Annotated in this window: 16 protein-coding genes; 4 read left to right on the plus strand and 12 right to left on the minus strand. The window is 36.8% G+C overall.

Annotation, left to right across the window (positions count from 1 at the left end):
- The 5 genes from DRF67_RS00005 to DRF67_RS21715 all read right to left on the minus strand — a co-directional run.
- On the minus strand, nucleotides 1-647 hold a 647-nt coding region (locus tag DRF67_RS00005), incomplete at its 3' end, for an RHS repeat-associated core domain-containing protein (protein WP_317047982.1).
- Nucleotides 640-795 carry a hypothetical protein gene (locus DRF67_RS21395; RefSeq protein WP_165851711.1) on the minus strand — a complete coding sequence of 52 codons (156 nt, stop codon included), beginning with the start codon at nucleotides 793-795 and terminating at the stop codon, nucleotides 640-642. The genes DRF67_RS00005 and DRF67_RS21395, both read right to left, overlap by 8 nt.
- Before the next feature lie 401 nt (nucleotides 796-1,196).
- Nucleotides 1,197-4,679: a DUF6443 domain-containing protein gene (locus DRF67_RS00015; RefSeq protein WP_115925796.1), complete on the minus strand. Its 3,483-nt coding sequence runs from the start codon at nucleotides 4,677-4,679 to the stop codon at nucleotides 1,197-1,199.
- A gap of 5 nt (nucleotides 4,680-4,684) precedes the next feature.
- Nucleotides 4,685-8,065 (minus strand): hypothetical protein, encoded by a 3,381-nt coding sequence (locus DRF67_RS00020; RefSeq protein WP_123912685.1) that lies wholly within the window; start codon nucleotides 8,063-8,065, stop codon nucleotides 4,685-4,687.
- A 9-nt stretch (nucleotides 8,066-8,074) separates the two neighbouring features.
- Nucleotides 8,075-8,440, minus strand: a complete 366-nt coding sequence (locus tag DRF67_RS21715) for a T9SS type A sorting domain-containing protein (RefSeq protein WP_228435693.1) — start codon at nucleotides 8,438-8,440, stop codon at nucleotides 8,075-8,077.
- A gap of 342 nt (nucleotides 8,441-8,782) precedes the next feature.
- Here DRF67_RS21715 and DRF67_RS00030 point away from each other — a divergent pair, with 342 nt between their 5' ends.
- Entirely contained in the window at nucleotides 8,783-9,526 is a 744-nt protein-coding gene (locus DRF67_RS00030) for an MBL fold metallo-hydrolase (RefSeq protein ID WP_115925798.1), read from the plus strand.
- Here DRF67_RS00030 and DRF67_RS00035 read toward each other — a convergent pair.
- Nucleotides 9,523-9,864 (minus strand): helix-turn-helix transcriptional regulator, encoded by a 342-nt coding sequence (locus DRF67_RS00035; RefSeq protein WP_115925799.1) that lies wholly within the window; start codon nucleotides 9,862-9,864, stop codon nucleotides 9,523-9,525. The genes DRF67_RS00030 and DRF67_RS00035 overlap by 4 nt on opposite strands.
- Nucleotides 9,865-10,692: 828 nt before the next feature.
- Nucleotides 10,693-11,319, minus strand: a complete 627-nt coding sequence (locus DRF67_RS00040) for a chloramphenicol acetyltransferase (RefSeq protein WP_115925800.1) — start codon at nucleotides 11,317-11,319, stop codon at nucleotides 10,693-10,695.
- 219 nt (nucleotides 11,320-11,538) lie between these two features.
- Between DRF67_RS00040 and DRF67_RS00045 the strand changes: the two genes are divergently transcribed.
- From DRF67_RS00045 to DRF67_RS00055, 3 genes are all read left to right on the plus strand, one after another.
- Complete coding sequence (locus DRF67_RS00045) at nucleotides 11,539-11,997, plus strand: PPC domain-containing DNA-binding protein (protein WP_115925801.1); 459 nt, start codon at nucleotides 11,539-11,541, stop codon at nucleotides 11,995-11,997.
- 45 nt (nucleotides 11,998-12,042) lie between these two features.
- Nucleotides 12,043-12,627, plus strand: a complete 585-nt coding sequence (locus tag DRF67_RS00050; protein WP_115925802.1) for a Crp/Fnr family transcriptional regulator — start codon at nucleotides 12,043-12,045, stop codon at nucleotides 12,625-12,627.
- Nucleotides 12,628-12,709: 82 nt separating this feature from the next.
- Nucleotides 12,710-13,786, plus strand: coding sequence for an SDR family oxidoreductase (locus tag DRF67_RS00055; protein WP_115925803.1), 1,077 nt, complete (start codon nucleotides 12,710-12,712; stop codon nucleotides 13,784-13,786).
- Between the two features lie 105 nt (nucleotides 13,787-13,891).
- On the opposite strand, the gene DRF67_RS00060 is transcribed toward DRF67_RS00055, so the two are convergent.
- From DRF67_RS00060 to DRF67_RS00080, 5 genes are all read right to left on the minus strand, one after another.
- The gene (locus DRF67_RS00060) at nucleotides 13,892-14,695 is read right to left on the minus strand and encodes a helix-turn-helix domain-containing protein (RefSeq protein ID WP_115925804.1); all 804 of its coding nucleotides are present in this window, start codon (nucleotides 14,693-14,695) and stop codon (nucleotides 13,892-13,894) included.
- A gap of 18 nt (nucleotides 14,696-14,713) precedes the next feature.
- Nucleotides 14,714-15,118 carry a GlcG/HbpS family heme-binding protein gene (locus tag DRF67_RS00065; RefSeq protein WP_228435694.1) on the minus strand — a complete coding sequence of 135 codons (405 nt, stop codon included), beginning with the start codon at nucleotides 15,116-15,118 and terminating at the stop codon, nucleotides 14,714-14,716.
- 1 nt (nucleotide 15,119) lies between these two features.
- A complete protein-coding gene (locus DRF67_RS00070; RefSeq protein WP_115925805.1) occupies nucleotides 15,120-15,908 on the minus strand; it encodes an SDR family oxidoreductase in 789 nt (262 codons plus the stop codon).
- A 186-nt stretch (nucleotides 15,909-16,094) separates the two neighbouring features.
- Complete coding sequence (locus tag DRF67_RS00075; RefSeq protein ID WP_115925806.1) at nucleotides 16,095-16,622, minus strand: DUF1697 domain-containing protein; 528 nt, start codon at nucleotides 16,620-16,622, stop codon at nucleotides 16,095-16,097.
- A 46-nt stretch (nucleotides 16,623-16,668) separates the two neighbouring features.
- On the minus strand, nucleotides 16,669-18,162 hold the full coding sequence (locus DRF67_RS00080) for a hypothetical protein (RefSeq protein ID WP_115925807.1): 1,494 nt from the start codon (nucleotides 18,160-18,162) through the stop codon (nucleotides 16,669-16,671).
- Between the last annotated feature and the right edge of the window lie 27 nt (nucleotides 18,163-18,189).

Below are 18,189 nucleotides of genomic sequence, written 5' to 3' on the forward strand. Positions count from 1 at the left end.
GATTGATAAGCATATTTTTCAGAAAGTGGATCTATATTAAAGAACCTTCCCACATCCGGCATGTAATTTCTCCATTTAAAACTGTAAAAACCTGTTTCTTGAAGTTCTTGTCCTTGATACTTATACTGATAAGCATTTTGAGTTGTTGCTGTATAGTTATGCATTAATCCAAATGGATAATAGTTATTGACTTCTACAATTTCCCCAGGTCGCCAATCTTTAATACATATTTTACCAAAACAGGTTGAAGCATCATATATTCTTGGCTGAATAATGCCATCTTTATTTAGATCCGTATAACTTAACCGTAGATTTCCTAAATGATCTGTGAAGTTATATACATACCGGTTCAGTAATACATCATAATACCCTTCAGAGGTAGGAATAATCCTCAATTGTAATACCGGAACTTCATTGGGATCAGAAATGAAGGTTCCTTTACCATTCCATGATTCTCTTAAAAATGTAGATTTATACTGAAATCCGTCCAGATAATGAGTTTCAAGATTGTCAAACAGCTTCTTTACTTTTACTCCATCTGCTCTGTACAAGTAGCTTGTCACTTGTGAGTTTTGTGTAATCTGCTTTGGTAAATTTAAATAATTATATTCAATGGAAGCAATACCTTTATCTAAATGTTTAGTCATGTTTGCGTTTTCCATTGGTACTTCCATTATCATATTCAATAGTGTTGGGAACAGCGGTGTAAGGGTAGCCTGAAGGATTCTGCTGTTCATCGGTCACTTTAGCCAATCTGTTCCCTGAATAGTCATACTTAAGATTATCTATTTTCATGGCGACAGTGCTTCCCGGAAGAAGCCCTTCTGATCTTTGCAGTCTTGTAATATTACCGTTAAGGTCATATTACATCTTTTCAAGATAATGTAAGCTGCAAAGCTTTTTATAAAATAACAAAGCCACCTGATCGGTGGCTTTGTTATTTTATAAAGCTTATGTCTACCAATCTTGCCGTAGTGCTACCCCAAAGGAGAAGCAAAATAATAGAAAGACAAACAATAAACCATTTAAAATAAAGTTTAGCAACTTATTATTGTATTTATAAATCATGTAAAAGTTAATTGCCAGTAGAACTATCACCAAAGGGGTAAATTCTAAAAAATAATCATATTGAAAATATAATAAAAGTACGGTATAAATTACTGAAATAATTAAAATTATTTTTGTGACTGTTTTCATTATTGATTAGGTATTAATTCTCTTTTTACAACATCTCTAACTTTTGTGCTTAAATCATTATCTATGCTTTTATGATCTGATGTAGGGGCTAGGACATTTACTATTTTAGTAGTCTTATTATCGCTTGTAGGTTCTATCTTCTCTCCTCCGTATATATTTTTTGTCTGATAGTAATTAACTGCTTTCGATACGTTAGACGGTATCTTTGTATCAGCATAGCCATCCATTATATCTAAAGTCACCATTAAATCTACTTTTAATTTTTTATTTTCATTTAATGATTCTACCAGATTATCACCTCCTAAACTATGTCCAACAGCAGCAACCACACCATCTGAATGCACATTATTAAAATTTGAGATAGTTGATTTGAGATCATTTTTTGTATTTTCATTCTGTGATGAATCAAAAACAACAACTCGAGTATTAGAATTAGCTAAACCAACTAACCCTCCAATACCAGTAAGATCAAGGTTTCCTTTTCCTTTAAAATCAGGATTATTGCTACCTCCTACATTCTGAGCTTGGGTATATCCTTTCTTAGTATCTCCCGACCATCCCTGGACAACAACAACTAAATTTTTATATCCGTCATCCTTTCTAAAATCTACAGCTTCTAATCCCTCCAGCTCTCTTGCATCGACAACACGATTTTCCGAAAAATTGTAATGGGATTGATAAGCATATTTTTCAGAAAGTGGATCTATATTAAAGAACCTTCCCACATCCGGCATGTAATTTCTCCATTTAAAACTGTAAAAACCTGTTTCTTGAAGTTCTTGTCCTTGATACTTATAGCTATAATACGAACCTATAAGACTTTTTCCATTGCCAATATGATTAAGTCCAAACGGATAGTAGTCATTGCTGTCTGTAATTTCCAGAGCGCCTGCGCTATTTTTACCAAAACTGATCCTTGCATTTCCAAGGTGGTCTTTGTATTGATAAATATAGCGGTTTTCTATGAAACTGTAAAAACCCTCAGAGGTGGGTACAAAATCCAGTTTCCATTCGGGGGTTAAATTAATTTCATTAAGCTGGCTGTCTGCTTTTTTATATGCCTGCTCTTCATACGCAAATTCAGTCCGGCAGGTTAAACATACTTCCCCGTCTCCAAAATAATTGTAATGAAAACCGTCCAGATAATCTGTTGTACGGACAGTACCGGTTGGCCCTCTCCTTGCTTGTCTGAAGTAGCTTTTACGAAGCTTTACCCCGTCTGCACGGTATAAATAGCTAAGACTGGATTCCAGATTCGGTCCCAAAAAAGGATCCCGTTGACTGATTAATAGAACTTCAGGCAGATTCAGATAATTGTAGGTAATGCTCTGAATTCCTTTATCCTTCATATTGGTCATATTTCCATTCAGGTCATAGTCAATAAAGTTGTTTCCGCCTTCGTATCCTATATCATTCTGAGCGGCTTCTTTAACCTGTGTCAGCTTATTTCCGATGTAGATGTAGGTCAGGTCATCAATTAATGATGCTGTAGTGCCTGAAGAGAAACCAGACCTTTTGAGGGCTGCAATATTCCCATTCAGGTCATAGTCCATTTTTTCAAAATATTCTTTTGCAGAGGGGTTGGTATCTTTTTGATAAAAACCGGCTAATAATCTGTTTAATCCATCATAAACATACCCATACCTTTTCAGGTTATCATTAGGAACTGTAGCGGTTTTCCAGTCTATTTCTGCAATGTTCCCATTAAACCTAGGCTTCACAGTAAGGCTGGAATAATCCATATTGGGGGTTACCAAGCCTTCTATGGTATTGTATTTAATTTCGTATCCAAACAATTTCCCGTTTAAGTTCTTCGGGTCATTGATCTTAGTCATCCAGCCACGAATATTGTATTTATAATCAATCTGCTGTAACGGTGAAGCAGCACTGATCCCTCCTACTTTCTTGGATTCAAGCTGTGAAAGCTCGTTGTACTTATTCTGAGCCAGAATTTCAACAGGATTACTTCCTACCTTATGTTTGTGAACCAATAGCCTGTTTTGGTGATCATACTCAAATGTTTCAGTAATGATCCTCTCGGTATCCGTAGTAAGTCTTTTGTGTTTGGTCACAGAGGTTTTAACAGCTCCTGCAAAATCAAGTTTTGATTCTGTTCTGGTATACCCTCCCAGATGATTAATGGAATGGGTTCCTATGACTCTTCCTCTGGTATCGTAATAAGAATAGGTTTTGGTCCAGTTATCGTCTTCAATATTTTTAATGAGACTCATCACAGGAAGTCCTTTGGTGCTTTTTCCATCAGCCATCGTTGATGGCTGTAAAGTAGTCTGTCCCTGAATGCTTGATGGAAAACTAGGATTAAAGCCATACGCCTGATAAGTGTCATAATAAGTAACACTTAATAGTTTAAAATTTGTAGTGGGGTAAGCCGTACTGTTGGTATGGTAAACCTCAATACCACTATTGCTCCAGCTTAAAGAAGTCTTGATTTCGATATTAGAGGAAAAGCCATTTATTGTATTGACCTGTGCAGGCCGTCCGGCAGTACTTTCAAAGATCCCGGTATAAATAGGCCGTGAAAGCTGATCATATTTGGTGAACAGCCATTGTCCTTTTCCCCTGAGGTTGGCATCCTGGGTTAAAACCAGCCTATCCTGTTTGTCATACACCCTGTATTCCCAGTCTTTTCCAGGGAGCTTCTTTTCTACCAACCTACCTTTCCCATCATAACGGTATTGATAATAAAGGTTTTCTACGGTAACAGGGTCCACTATTTGAGCAGGTGCTGAAGGAGGAATAACAAATGCCAGCTGGTCATATTCATTGTATACATAATAGGTATCTGCATTTGTTGTCGCATTCAATGCTTTTCTTGATAAGATCAGCTGCCCTTTACCGTTTTTAAATTCAATGGTTGGGTTACCATCCTCATCGGTGATGGTATTTTTATAGAGGCTGTTGGGAAGAAAATACTGAAGAAGCTTAACAAAGGTTTGGGTTCTGTTCTCTACCCAGGTGGTTGTGGTTTCGTATTTCCTTACGTAGTCTACATGCACATTGACGTCATACTGAAACTTCACCGGTTTGGTATCCCAGGCTGTTCCCACCTGTTTTTGTTCCAGGATCCGGTCAAGGGGAGAGTTTTCCAGAGCTTTTTCAGCAAAGATCTTTTCCTGTCCGTAAATACTAGGCTGAGTAGCATTGGCTAAAGGATTGGGAACGATGGCTCCGTTCAGGGTATTAGATTGGGGAACCGGTAGATAATCTTTGACCTGTCTTCCAAAAGCATCATAAACAATGGGAGTGACCACATCACGTCCAAGAGGGGATGCTTTGACATTAACGATCTGCTTTGGTCTTCCCAATCCGTCAAAATACTGAACAGTTTCGGCAGATTTGGTAGGGGAAGTTACATTGTAATCAAGATAGGTCTTGGTCTGAATATAGTTTTCAGTAGGGGTAAGCTGGGCTTTGACACTGCCTAGCAGCAGGAGTCCTACGGGAATTATTATTTTTTTCATTCGTGTTAGTTTTTATAGTTGTATTTGAATTCTTTCACCAGACGCCCCGTCTGATTATTCTCACGAATTTCCTTAAGCCTGCCGGCAGAGTCATAAAGATAGACCTCTCTGATACCGGATGGCGGGGTAATACTTCTCACTCCAATTAATGGATCATAAGAATAAGTAGTAATCTGATGATTCGGAAGCTGACCTCTGAACGTGGTAAAAGCAGATAGTAAGGAAGATTCATCATTGTTTGTGCCGGCAGCAGCATCCGTATTGGAAGCGTTGACAATAGTGGTAATATAAGATTGCTGGATCGCGGTCAGCTTTATATCTTCAATTTTTGCAATAGGCTTCGTATTGTTGTAGCCCCAGATAATCACTGTAGAAATCTTGTCCTTACTGGTATACTGCTGAAGATTACCATTAGAATCATACTGGTCATAGGTAACTTCAGTGATAGGATTACTATTCTGAAGATCATAGGATAAGGTAGAAGTAGGAAATAAGGTTGCAGGATCATCGTATTTGGTTTCTGTTTTTAGAATAATCTTCCCATTACTATCACTTACATTTTGTTTTTGTACAACTGTTGTTTCTAAAGGAATACCTATCATATTGGCGTTGATAAGCTTTTGGTTGCCTTTTTCGTGGGCATAACCAGTATTTGTTTCAACTATTTTTTTATCAGGATAAGTTTTTATTTCTTTTGTCAATTGATAATGCAAGTTACTATCATATGAATTTTCAGTCACCGTAGACTTCATGGGCTGGTTATTCATATAATCTGTTGAAGTAACAGTTTTAAGATATTTTTGATAGGAAATATTATCATATTCCACTATATCGAGGTTTTCAATAGCATATTGATGTACCAGTTGATACCCAAGAGGCTTTTGATAACAAGGGTTGGAATATTTTTTTTCAATATTATTTGAGTTGGGTAATGTACACTTTCCACTACCAACTAATATAAAATGAGTATGATTCGTTGTACACACCCAGTAAGTTCCATTGTTATCTCTATTAACATCTTCATTACTACAAGTATAAACAGGGTTTCTAGGTGCTTTTTGATTATAATTTTTACGGATATAATAGGATTTATTGTTTGTTATATTCTTTTTTTCCCAGAGGTAATCATTTGCTTTGAGAGTTTTACCGGTATTGTCGAAAAATTTTTCCGTTTTTAAGTAGCCATTATTCCAGCCAAAATTTGTCCAAGGAGCAGACCCTACATTTTCAGAACCAAAAAGCTGATTTCCAGAATAATCTTTATTAACAATATATTCTTTTTCCACTCCTCCTTTTTCAAAGTTATCACCCCCTAGGCTTACCGTTACATATTTATAGTAAACATTACTCTTACCACTGTCAAACAATGGAATAATACTGGAGGAACTAATAATTGCATCTTTTAAAACCGTTAAATCTATACACCCAGTTTCCCATTTTCTGAAATCAAAATAATTAGGATCAGCACCCTTTTCTCCAGATGATTGATTTAAATTATTTTTTGGAGCATAATAATACCTTTTGATAAATTGCCCATTTTCTTCAAAGTCAATCATTTTAACCACACGATTTCCACCTGTTAAGATATTTTTCGTGACCTCTGTGGGTGGTTGATCATAATAGCTTAGTCCTACACTTCCATTGGTACAGTTCCAGTTTGCAAAAAGTTTAAATTCATATGATTTTCCTGGTTCCGTCTTCAAATAGTAATAACTGGTATTTCCATCTGAAAAACTCACATCAGAATATGATCCCATTGGATTTCCTTGTGAATCTTTTCCATTTAAATTAACAATTTGATTGGTCTGAAGGTCCATAACACTAAAATCGATTCTGTGTCGACTCCCCAAATTCAATGAATTTTCACAATCTATTGAATTAAAATTACCATATCCTTGTATTTTAATTTCCTGACTAATTGGTGCTTGAATTGTAAATGTCTTGGTAATCTGTCTTTGATTCTTTGCCACTACTAACCCTTCATGAATATTTTTAGGATTAGGATAGACTATTTCAGTACCATAATAAGAATTAGGTTCATATTCTATAGTAGTAAAACCTTTGGTTGGATATATAACTTTATTTAAAGCACCATATACCGACTTGGTATGGTCAGGTTGCTTATCTGCTCCATTATAGTTGATAGTATTTAGGTTTAATAAATACTTTAGATTCTTCGGAACAATATTCGTATTAAATTTTCCATTAAAGTAGCCCCAATGATCTTGTGAAAATGATAATCTTGGAGGAAATGCAGCCGGCTGTATATATTCAAACTTATAATCTTTTGCTTTAGTAAGGGAAATTATTGAATTAAGGAACAACCTTTCATTAAGAGTTTTATCAATCTGAAAATTAAGTTTTTCAATAATGTTGGAGTTATTATAGTGAGTCATAATTACTCCATTATTGTAATCAAGTTCTATTTTTGCTGTATTCCGGTTACTCAATATTCTTTTGAGTCTTTTTCCAAAATTATTAGTTTCGTTTGATAATATTGATCCAAGAGTTGGAGCTTTAGAATAATTTTTAGTTATAGCTAATCCTTGATCATCATATTCGCAGTCTAATTGTATAAAAGGAGATGAATAGGATAATGTTTGTGAGTGAGATAATATATATCGCTGTATATCTTCTTCATATTCAAATATTATCTGTTCTCCATCAACATTTTCTTTTTTTGTAAGAAACCATGCTGTTATTGATGTTGGGGATGGGGGTACATGGCTTGATCCTCCAGAAACTCTGGTAAATATTTCCTCTATGGCTGTAAAATAATAAGTTACGCCCTTAGAGTCTTTCATTACAAAATAAGGCTTGTGTTCCATATCATATAGAATCTGGAACTTTATATTATCCTTACTTAAAAGCGTAATCTGTCCTTGGTTATTGATAACAAATTGACCGTTGATATCTCCAGTATTAAAAGAAAACAAATCCGCTTCAGTATCATTGTTACCATTCGCTGCATCATAAAAGAATTGAGCTACTTTAGGATCATATACGCCATTATCAAAATTGTCAGGTGGTGCTAATTTTTTATTTACAAAATCATTTTTTCCCCTTACTATCCTATTGATAACTCCCCCAGCAATAAGTGTCCATCCTAGTCCAAAATATCCATCTTTTTCATCAACTTTGATTCCGGGTGATGTATAAGATAATAAGAGGTCCATCTCCAAGCTATTTCCCTTAAATTTTAATAATGGGATATTGATATTAGGAGATCCAGTAAATTCTCCTATTTCAAGATTTCCGAACTTCCCTAAAGAATAAGCCGCAAGTGATGGGGGGGTAATGTTAGGTAGAAATTTTTCATCACTTAATTGAGCCAAATAGGTATGATTAACTATTAATGTAGCTATTAAAATTATTTTCTTCTTCATGGTTATTTTTTAAATCAGTTTAGCATTCGCCGTTTTATTAGTATCTGTTTTTATGGTTACCACATAAGCTCCCTGTCCCAAAGCCTGGGTGTTTATTTTAGTGACTTTATTCTTGGTCTTCGGGTTTTTCAGCTGTCTTCCGCTCATGTCATACACCAGGATTTCTGCTTCCTTACAATCATATCCGTTGTGTCGTTTGCTTCCGGATTGAATAGAATTTCCTGTGATTAAATATTGCCGGTCTCTGGTGGTAATCACCTCGATTAGAAAATCCAGAGTAGAGGATTTGATATTTTTCTGCCATACCACTTCCTGGACAGAGAGGCCCAAAATAGCACATAATAATATAGAGTGATTCATGTAGAGTTTTTTCATAATTTGTGTTTATAAAATGCTGGAAATTAATACTTTCTAAAACACAAGACAATATCACACCCTTATTAAATAAAGAATAAACAATAAAAACTTGTTTATATAGTAAATTTTAAAACAAATTACTCTATTTAATGATTACAATCCCAAAGATATCCCAGATTTTGTATGAATGATTATAATATTCGCTACGATAGCCAAGCCATTTTTCACTGAGACCATAGACAGACGAAAAACTGAGTAAATTCCAAACCGGAAATACCTTCGGATAGCTATTGTTTTTACCAATAGTAACTATTACCTAAAAAAGTTTCAGATTTTAGAAATATTAAGGAAATTTGCAGCATGAAAATTATTCCACTTAAAGAAGGTAATTTCTCAGCAAGTAAAACCAAGGACTTTACCCTTCTGACAGAAGAAAACTTTAATACGGTGCCCGGCATTAAAATGCCTTTTCTTATCATTACAGAAAATGATTATATTCTTTTGGATGCTGGTATTGGATGGGAAAATGAAGATGGAAATCCGGTTATTGAGGGAATTCTGGCGAAAGAAAATATCCGTCCGGAACAGATTACAAAATTACTTCTTTCACATCTTCATAAAGATCATATTGAAGGCGCTATACGTTCTACTGAAGATGGTTTTGAAGCAGCATTTCCCAATGCAGAAATTTATATTCAAAAACGGGAACTGGATTTTGCCCTTGAAAATATGGGGAACCCCTCTTTTGACTTCAATATATTGGAGCAACTTATTCAGCTTCCTCATATCGTCTGGATGAATGGGGATAAGGGCAAGATTACGGATGAAATATCTTACGAGGTTGTAGGTGGCCACACTCCCTTTATGCAGGTTTTCTGGATCCGTGAAAACGAAGAAACGGTTTTCTATGGTGCGGACGATCTCCCCCAGGCTTCTTATCTGAAGTACCATCTTGCCTATAAAAGTGACTTCGATGGGAAAAAAGCTATGAAGCTAAGGATTGAATGGGAGAAGGAGGCAATAGAAAACCGTTGGAAAATACTACTCTATCATGACCTTACTAAAGCTGTTATTGAGCCCTGCAAGGAAAAAAAAATGGTTTAAATTTCATTAAACCACTTATAAATATCAAATTCAGAAGGAATATTGAGTTTCTTCCTGAGCCGGTTTTTCCGGTTTTGAATAGCTTTGGGGGTTACAAAGATGCATGTCGCTACTTCTTTGGTGGTCATATTGAGCTTAAGATAAATACAAAAGATCAGTTCAGAGTTTTTAAGGTTAGGCTGTATAGCAGATAACTTTTCGAAAAAATCCGGATAGACCAATCTGAATTTATTAAGCAGACGGGGCGAATTGGCCTTCGCCAGTGCCATAATTTCGTCTTGTACCAGACTTTTTTGATTCAAATCCTCTAGGTTGGATTCAGGTTTTTTGTTTTTCATAATACGTTCTCATCTCTACTAATTTTCTGATGCTTCATTTTTTATGCATCAGTACAAATCTTTTTTTCTTATCAATAGGGCTGATAATCCAAAATGGGCCATGACAATAATTTTTAGGTATTCAAAAATTCATTGGCTTTACTTAAAATAATTTAATATCACTTATTGCTGAACTTTCATCTCATACTTCAATTGCAAAAGATGTTAACATGAGTGACTATGTTATTTTTTTGTATAAGGCAAAGAAAGAAAAAATGATTAAAATTTTCCTATAATAGCGTACCACATACATACCACGTTACATTTTTAATCAAAATATCCTAACTACTACTATCAAGCAGTTTTTGGAATGATCGGCTTTTCTTTTTGATGGGATAAAAGTAGCAGTTCTGGCATCCGATTTTTATGATCTCAATCAATACCCTTATTTTTTTTGACATTAAAAAATAAAGATTTATTATGCTCAGATGGTATCCTATTTCGTCAATATTTGTGAAAAAAAGACGTTTCTTTATTCTCTAAAAAGTGTAAAGCTTATTTATAATTCCTGAATGATGATGGAAGGTGTATTGATTTCATTAAGGCTGAGATCATATATAGCTGTATGACCTACCGGAAAGACGAGTTCCTATTCACCGGATAAACTCCAACCATGAATATCATACTTGTACGGAAGACAGGAAAAAGTTTTATTCGAACTATATTTTGAGCGTCAATATATTGATCAATTGCTACTTTTACAGGATCTGACACTGTACAAACAGTCAAACAATACGAAAAAAGTATGGTAAATATGATAAAAATATGGTCTATTCGTTTCCTGGATCATTACTTATTGAGCTCTTTCTGAAATTCTTCCAGATAACGGGCGATATGAATTCCATCGGCCAGTCCGTGATGTGCTTCAATAGAAACAGGAAGGTATTTTCTACCCTCACGGACGCAGAATTTTCCGAAAGAGATTTTGGGGACAGATTCGGAGGTATTAAAATCTGTTGGGTGAAGGATTGCAGTGAAGCTGCTCCAGGGAATCGTAGTATGCCGTACATGATCTTTTCCCAGCCTTTCATTGCTTAAGCGAAGTCCTGAAGATTGATGAACACCTCTTATTTCCTCCTGCAGGGCAGCATTGAATATTTGAAAGTCTTCTGAAAAATGGGTAAATGAAAAGCCAAAAGTCCCATCCGGTCTTCCAATAGTGCTTCCTGCGTGAACGGTATCAAACTGAACCACCTGACCATCAACAATCCTGAGCTTAAGCTCATCTACCATGTTTACCGCTACCATAGATTTATGAAAATAATACGCAAAAAAAGAATATCCATTTTCTTTCGCTGTTTCGTAAGCCTTCGTACAGTCTACTTCTGTGGTAAAACCAAAGTACGGACTAGCCATATTGGCAAAAAATTCAAAATGCTCCTTTCTGTTCCAGTTTTCAATATCTACAATCTTCATCGATTTCTTATTTGTTACAAATTTCCGGAATTTTTACCATTTTTCAAATATGGAAAAAAAATAACAGCACTTTATTTTCAGGTCGTATTAGTAATGCATAATTCTTGCACTGGTAAGAAAACGCAATGTTTTGAAGACAGACAGGAGCCGTATATTTTACCTGCCCTCTTTGAGGCCGGACTTTATTAAAAACAGATGTAAACAGATTCCATACCTATTATGACAGAAATACAAAATTTTAAGGGAGACCGTTGGTCGGCGAGAAAGATTGATCATACCTACCTGGTAAGCATTAAAAACCATTCAGGCATCATTGAAGCACTGACAGACTTTGTAAAGCATCACAATATCCGGGCGGGTGAAGTGACCGGAATTGGCGCGGTAAGTGAAGCCACACTTCGTTTTTTCAGTCCTGCAACGAAAAATTATGTTGATAAAACGTTTAAAGAGCAGATGGAAGTCACCAATATTTCGGGAAATATTTCTGAGGTAGAAGGAAAACCCATGCTACATCTTCATATCACATTGGGAAGAGAGGACTATACAGCTTTGGCCGGCCATCTGCTGGATGCAACAATAAATGGTGCGGGTGAATTTATTTTTTATACTCTTAACACGAAAGTACACAAGATAAAGGATGAGGCTACCGGAATCAACCTTTATGATTTTGAAAAATAGAACGTCTTTGAACGGAAAACCTTATTTTTGATAAAATATTTTCCGATGTTTGATGTCCTACTTTCCCATATTCAAAATAAAGTTGATATTTCCGACGCGCAAATAAGCCGGGTACAGAGCTTTTTTACTTCAAAAAAACTTCGTAAGAAACAGTATCTCCTACAGGAAGGAGAAATCTGTAAAAATCTCTCTTTTGTAAGTAAAGGATTGCTGAAATCTTATTTTCTGGATGAAAGGGGAAATGAACACATCAATATGTTTGCTTTTGAGGGCTGGTGGATCTCAGATTTCAACAGCTTTATACACCAGCAGAACTCCGTATTGAATATTGATGCTGTCGAAGAGACCGAAGTCCTGATGATTACGTTAGAAAATTACGAAAAGATGATGATTGAAATCCCGGTGATGGACCGTTATTTCAGGATTCTTTATCAAAATAGCCTGGTGACTAAAGATTACCGGCTTATCGTCTCCAACAGCTATACGGCTGAAGAAAAATATCTCCAGTTTGCAGAGAAAAATCCCGAAATGATCAAAAGGGTTCCTCACAATCTTATTGCTTCCTACCTTGGGCTGGCACCGGAAACAGTGAGCAGGATCCGTAAAAAAAATTCCGTTTCGGGCACTTGATCCAGATCAATTCATATGCATGATCCACATCAAGGATCTTCAGAAACTCCATCCATAATTTTGTGAAAGAATTTTACAACTTATGGAAAATAAAGAAAACATTGCATTGGTAGTAGGTGTTACAGGTATTACTGGAAGCAATCTTGCAGAAGAACTGATCTCTCAGGGTTGGACAACCTGTGGACTGTCCAGAAATAAACACAGCAACATTCCGGGACTGCACTCCATAAAGGCAGATTTGATGGATCCAAAAACCCTTGTAGATGCTTTAGAAGGAATTTCACCTACTCATGTATATTTTACCACATGGATGAAAAATGACAGCGAAGAAGAAAACATCCGTGTCAACAGTGCGCTTGTGAGAAATATGCTTAATATCCTTGCCCCTAAAAAAACAGTACAGCATGTAGCGTTAGTTACCGGTCTGAAACATTATTTAGGGCCGTTCGAAGCGTACGCTAAAGCAGGAGTCTTGCCGGAAACGCCTGTCCGGGAAGAACATCCAAGACTCTCATTACCCAATTTCTACTATGCACAGGAAGATGAAGTCTATAAAGCTTCTGAAAGGGATGGATTTACATGGAGTATTCACAGACCCCACACCGTGGTAGGACATGCTGTAGGAAATCTGATGAATATTGCTACAACTCTGGCTGTCTACGCTACCATATGCAAAGAAGCAGGGAGGAAATTTACCTGGCCGGGATCTGAAGCGCAATGGAATGGGATTTCGGATGTTACAGATGCAGGGATACTGGCTCAGCAATTGATCTGGGCTTCTACGACTCCATCCGCAAAAAATCAGGCATATAACATTACCAATGGTGACGTATTCCGATGGAAATGGCTCTGGAAAAGGCTTGCAGACTGGTTCGGGATAGAGGCAGATGGTTTTAACGGTGAGGTAAGACCACTGGAGAAACAAATGCAATATGACCAGCAAATCTGGAGTGAAATAGCCGATACCTATGATCTTAAAGAAAAAAAGCTTGAGCATCTCGCATCAGCCTGGCACACCGATCTGGATCTTGGAAGACCGTTGGAAGTCATGTGTGATATGTCTAAAAGCAGGGCTTTGGGATTTTCCGCATTCAAAAGCACCGAGAATTCATTTAAAGAAGTTTTTGAAAGACTGAGAGCTGAAAGAATGATCCCTTAATTATTAAAGGCCGGAAATGCAAAGCTGGAGAAAATAGTATTCCTTCTCAGCACTTTCCGGCTTTATAATTTTTTTTTGGTTCCTCTATTTTGTACGAACACCTTGCTATATTTCGCCAGTCGTCCGCCCAAATTTCTGTTTGAATGACGAGTAAAAATGAGAAAGATTTTCAAATCCCAGATCAAGGTAGATTTCCGAAGGTTTTTTATTTTTGTTTTTAATTAAATGATACGCTTCTTTCAATCTCCTATCCTTCAGCCATTGTTGGGGTGAAGTGCCAAATACTTTCTTAAAATCTCTTTTAAACCCTGAAAGGCTGCATCCTGTGAGCTGGGCAAATACCTCCACCGGTACATTGAACATAAAGTTCTTATTCATAAATTCTTTCAGATTAATTTTATGAAGCCCGGAAAAGTCAAAAAGCAGATTTTTAAAATCCGGATCGCACTGCAGAAGAAGCTCTATTGCTTCCCGGACCTTTAAAGCAGCAAGTCGAGGCAGTATCTCTTTACTTTTGTTGATGTAAGGTATCAATGAAGCAAAATACCCGGAAAAGAAATCATCCGGCTCAAAAAACAAAGGCTGATGATCTGAAAACGGCTTTTCCCTGATCAGATTATTCTCAGCGGCATATTGTCTGAGTATTTCCTGATCCAACGTAATAGAGATAAATTGGTAACGGTCATTTTTTGAAGGATATTTGATGGTCCTGATCAGTTGATTTTTCCTGACCAGTACCACCGTATTCTCCTTAATCACTGTTTTACCCTGTTCATGGAAAGCATGGGTTTCTCCGGACAGTTGAAATCCCAGAAAATGATCAGGAATAAACTCCTCATGGCCTCTGTAAATTTCAAAAGCACACGAATACACCAGTTTGTCAAAAATGATCTCAGAAGTTCTATCCATCCTGCAAATATCTGAAATTTAAGCTATAGCAGCAGCGCCTGCAGCGGCAATATCTTTATCCTGCTCCGGACTGCCACCAGAAGAACCGATAGCCCCTATGATTGTACCCTCATGGTCTTTGATGATAACCCCGCCTGCAATGGTTAAAAGTCCCCCGTTAGAGTTTAACATTCCATAGGCATGAAGGTCAGCCCCTGAAATAATAGTTCCCATCACATCACTGTCTACCCCAAACATTACTGCAGTTTTTGCTTTTTTAACCGCAAAATCAATAACTCCATACCCACTGTCCAGCCTGGCAAAAGAAACCAGATGCCCTCCGTTATCCACAACAGCAATGCTTACCAGAATATTCAGGGATTTCGCTTTTTCTACTGCAGCATTTAATGCTTTTGCTGCTAAATTATAAGTAATTCCCATCATGCTAGCTTTTTGCTGTCCAGGCATCGGCCTGAAGCTGTTTAACGAAATCTTCTGTTTCTTTGGGATGTACATTCCTGAAATTGCTGTGGTCATCCAAAGCGACATCAACAATAACATCTGCCATAGATTTCGGGTCGAGCTGATGGGCAAGAGATTCAGCAGCACCGTCAAAAGACGATTCAGGAGTAAAGTTGACGTTCGGATCATACCAGCGGAATATAGAATCTACTCCCCTGTCATTGAATCCTGTTCCAAATACTCCTGGATTGCACGTCGCAATTTTGATATTAAAAGGAGCCAGCTCAGTTTTCAGTCCTTCCGCAATAGATTCCAAAGCATGTTTGGATGCACAGTACGCGGCAACATACGGCACCGTCCACAATCCGCCCATTGAAGAGGTGAAGACAATTTTTCCGGCCTTCTTTCCAACAATTTTTTTAATAAATCCCTGAGCAAGTTCCAGCGCTCCAAAAACATTGACATCAAACATCGAGCGGATCAAATCTACTGGTTGTTCTGCAATGGGTCCGCCTTCCATAATCCCGGCATTGCTGATGAGAATATCAATATCATATTTTTTCAGAATATAAGCAATATCCCTGGAGTTTGTCACATCCAGTTTATCTGCTGTCAGTTCAATATTCTGTTCTTTCGCTTCACGGATTAAGTCACTTACCTGAGGATAAACCTGAGCTGTTGCAATCACTTTATGTCCTTTTTTAGCGAGATCAAAAGCAGCAATTTTCCCGAATCCGCTTGCTGCACCTGTAATTAGAATTGTTTTACTCATTGTATCTTTTTTTTATGTTTATACAAATTTCAAAGAATTAAGGGTACAAGTTATTGGTCCAAGGTCCAAATTTTTATTGCTGAAAAGCTCAAATTACCAGGTGCTTCTACTGTAAGAAAAAAATATGAAAAAGCCGCAGGAAAAAGTTTTTCGGAAACTGAAAATTGCTAGGTACGGGATGGTTTATCAGTTCATTTTTTTCAGAACCTTTTCAAAGGTATTGACATTCCTGCTAGTGAATTGATCTTTGAGGCTTTTCTTTCCCAATACTTTTCCAAAGGAAGATTCTAACGTATTTCCTTTTGGTACCTGCCAATAAAAGATCGTATCGACGATTGCTGCTTTTTCGTTTTCAGTTTGAGAGGCTTTCTGAAATTCCTCCATTAAGGTATTTTGAATTCCCGGAACTCCTACAAAAGCATAGATATGAGCGTCCTCCCTCTTTTCAAAAGGAATGCTACTCCAAAACCTGACTGTCTCTTCCTGAGATTTCACAAATAAGAAGGCCTCATAGGCAAATTGCTCAGACATTGCTTTTTCCAGAATAGTTTTTAATTTCTCAGCATTTTCATCTGAAGAGAATACAATATTTCCCGAAGCCAGCACTGAGCTTACCTCTTTCATTCCGGCATCTTTAAAAACCTGGCAGACATCTGCCATTTTCATATTGGTTCCTTTTACGTTTACGCCACGGAGAAAAGCACAGTATTTCATAGGTTAGTTTTTAGGTTGCAGAGATTCGAATGTTTAGTCTTTCTTATTAATCTACTCTAATATACAGATTATAGTCTGTTCCGGAAGGTTTCAAATGGTAGATTTTTTCCAGTATCTTATAATCACTTTGCAGGTGGTCTTTCACCCTGAATTCCTTTAAAAGTTTATAATGAGTCTGATAATACAGTGAGTCGGCATGGTCGCCTTCATACAGATTTTTATAAGACAAAAGATACTTCGGTTTTCTCGTTTTAACGGTATTGATCCAATAATGGGTTTTATCCTTCACGATCTCTTCCTGAATCTTCTTGTCTACCAGTCCTACTTCATCAATTGTTTTTAAACCTGAAAAATACGGTACATACCCTGCCGGTTCCAGCAAAATCCATTGATTTTTATCTTTTTCATAAGTATTTAAAAACAATCCTATTGTTCTGCGGTAGTTCCATTCCCCATTTCCTGTGGCAATAGAATGAACAGCCTGAAAAGCCAGCATCGGAAGAATATAAAATACAATAAGCAGAGAAAGCCATAGGTTTCTTTTCTGTTTCTGCTCCAGAACAAATATGAGAACAGGAACGAACAGGAGAAGCTGAGGAACCCAGTAATACCAGTCAAAAAGACTTTTCTGCGAGATAAAAATGATCTGCTTGGTCCATCCGAATATAAAAATCATCCAAAGAAAATAGTTTCTCTTTTCCCTTTTTCTGATCAGGTAAATAAAACAGAGCAATTCAAAAATAAGGACGATTATCGTTACCGGATTAAAATTCCCTGGCAGTTTCATCATTCCCCAGAAATTCCCGAAACTTACCAAAAAGTAGCTGATGTGCTGCTCAAAAGTAAAGGTCTGTTCGTACAGCAGTTTTTTAGCGGTAATGGTATTATTAACAAGTTCTCCAAAATAGAACCAGTTGAAAGCCACTGTTGACAGAACCCCAAGAATCCCACCGAAAACATAGTTCCATCTGATTTTCCGGTTCCACAATACATCCACTACAAATACAATTCCTAAAAAGATGACTGTATCTATCCTTGTAAACATGATGAGTACCGGCAGAAGTGTGAGCACCCACCTTTTCCCTTTATGGAAGCCATAATATAATAACACCATTTCCAGAAAAAACAGAATGCCATACTCCATTCCTAGAATTGAAATTTTAACAGCCGGTGGCAAAATACCCATCAGAAATATAAAGACTGCTTTATGCCATGGGTTTCTAAGAACAAGATGTGAGAGAAACAAGGTTCCAACGGTAAACAGTATAGAATTGAAGATTAAAAGAGGTTCAATAAAGTTTTCTTTACCAAAAATCAGGTTGAAGATATATGACACAAAAACATATAAATGAGTGGTGGAAGCAGAAATTTTAGTATCCCCGTTAAAGCCGATCACTCCATAGTCCAGTAGATTCTGGGCTACCCTCCAGGTAATAAAAGCATCCTCCTGAATGTAATGCGTTAATAAAAAAAGAAGTTTAAAGATAACCGTTATGATTACGGCGTAGATAGGGAACCTGCTATTCTTTGTTTCAGCCATTATGTATTTTTAGTTTCACAAATATAA

Origin of the sequence: Chryseobacterium pennipullorum (assembly GCF_003384725.1) — a bacterium.
Lineage (GTDB): Bacteria > Bacteroidota > Bacteroidia > Flavobacteriales > Weeksellaceae > Chryseobacterium > Chryseobacterium pennipullorum.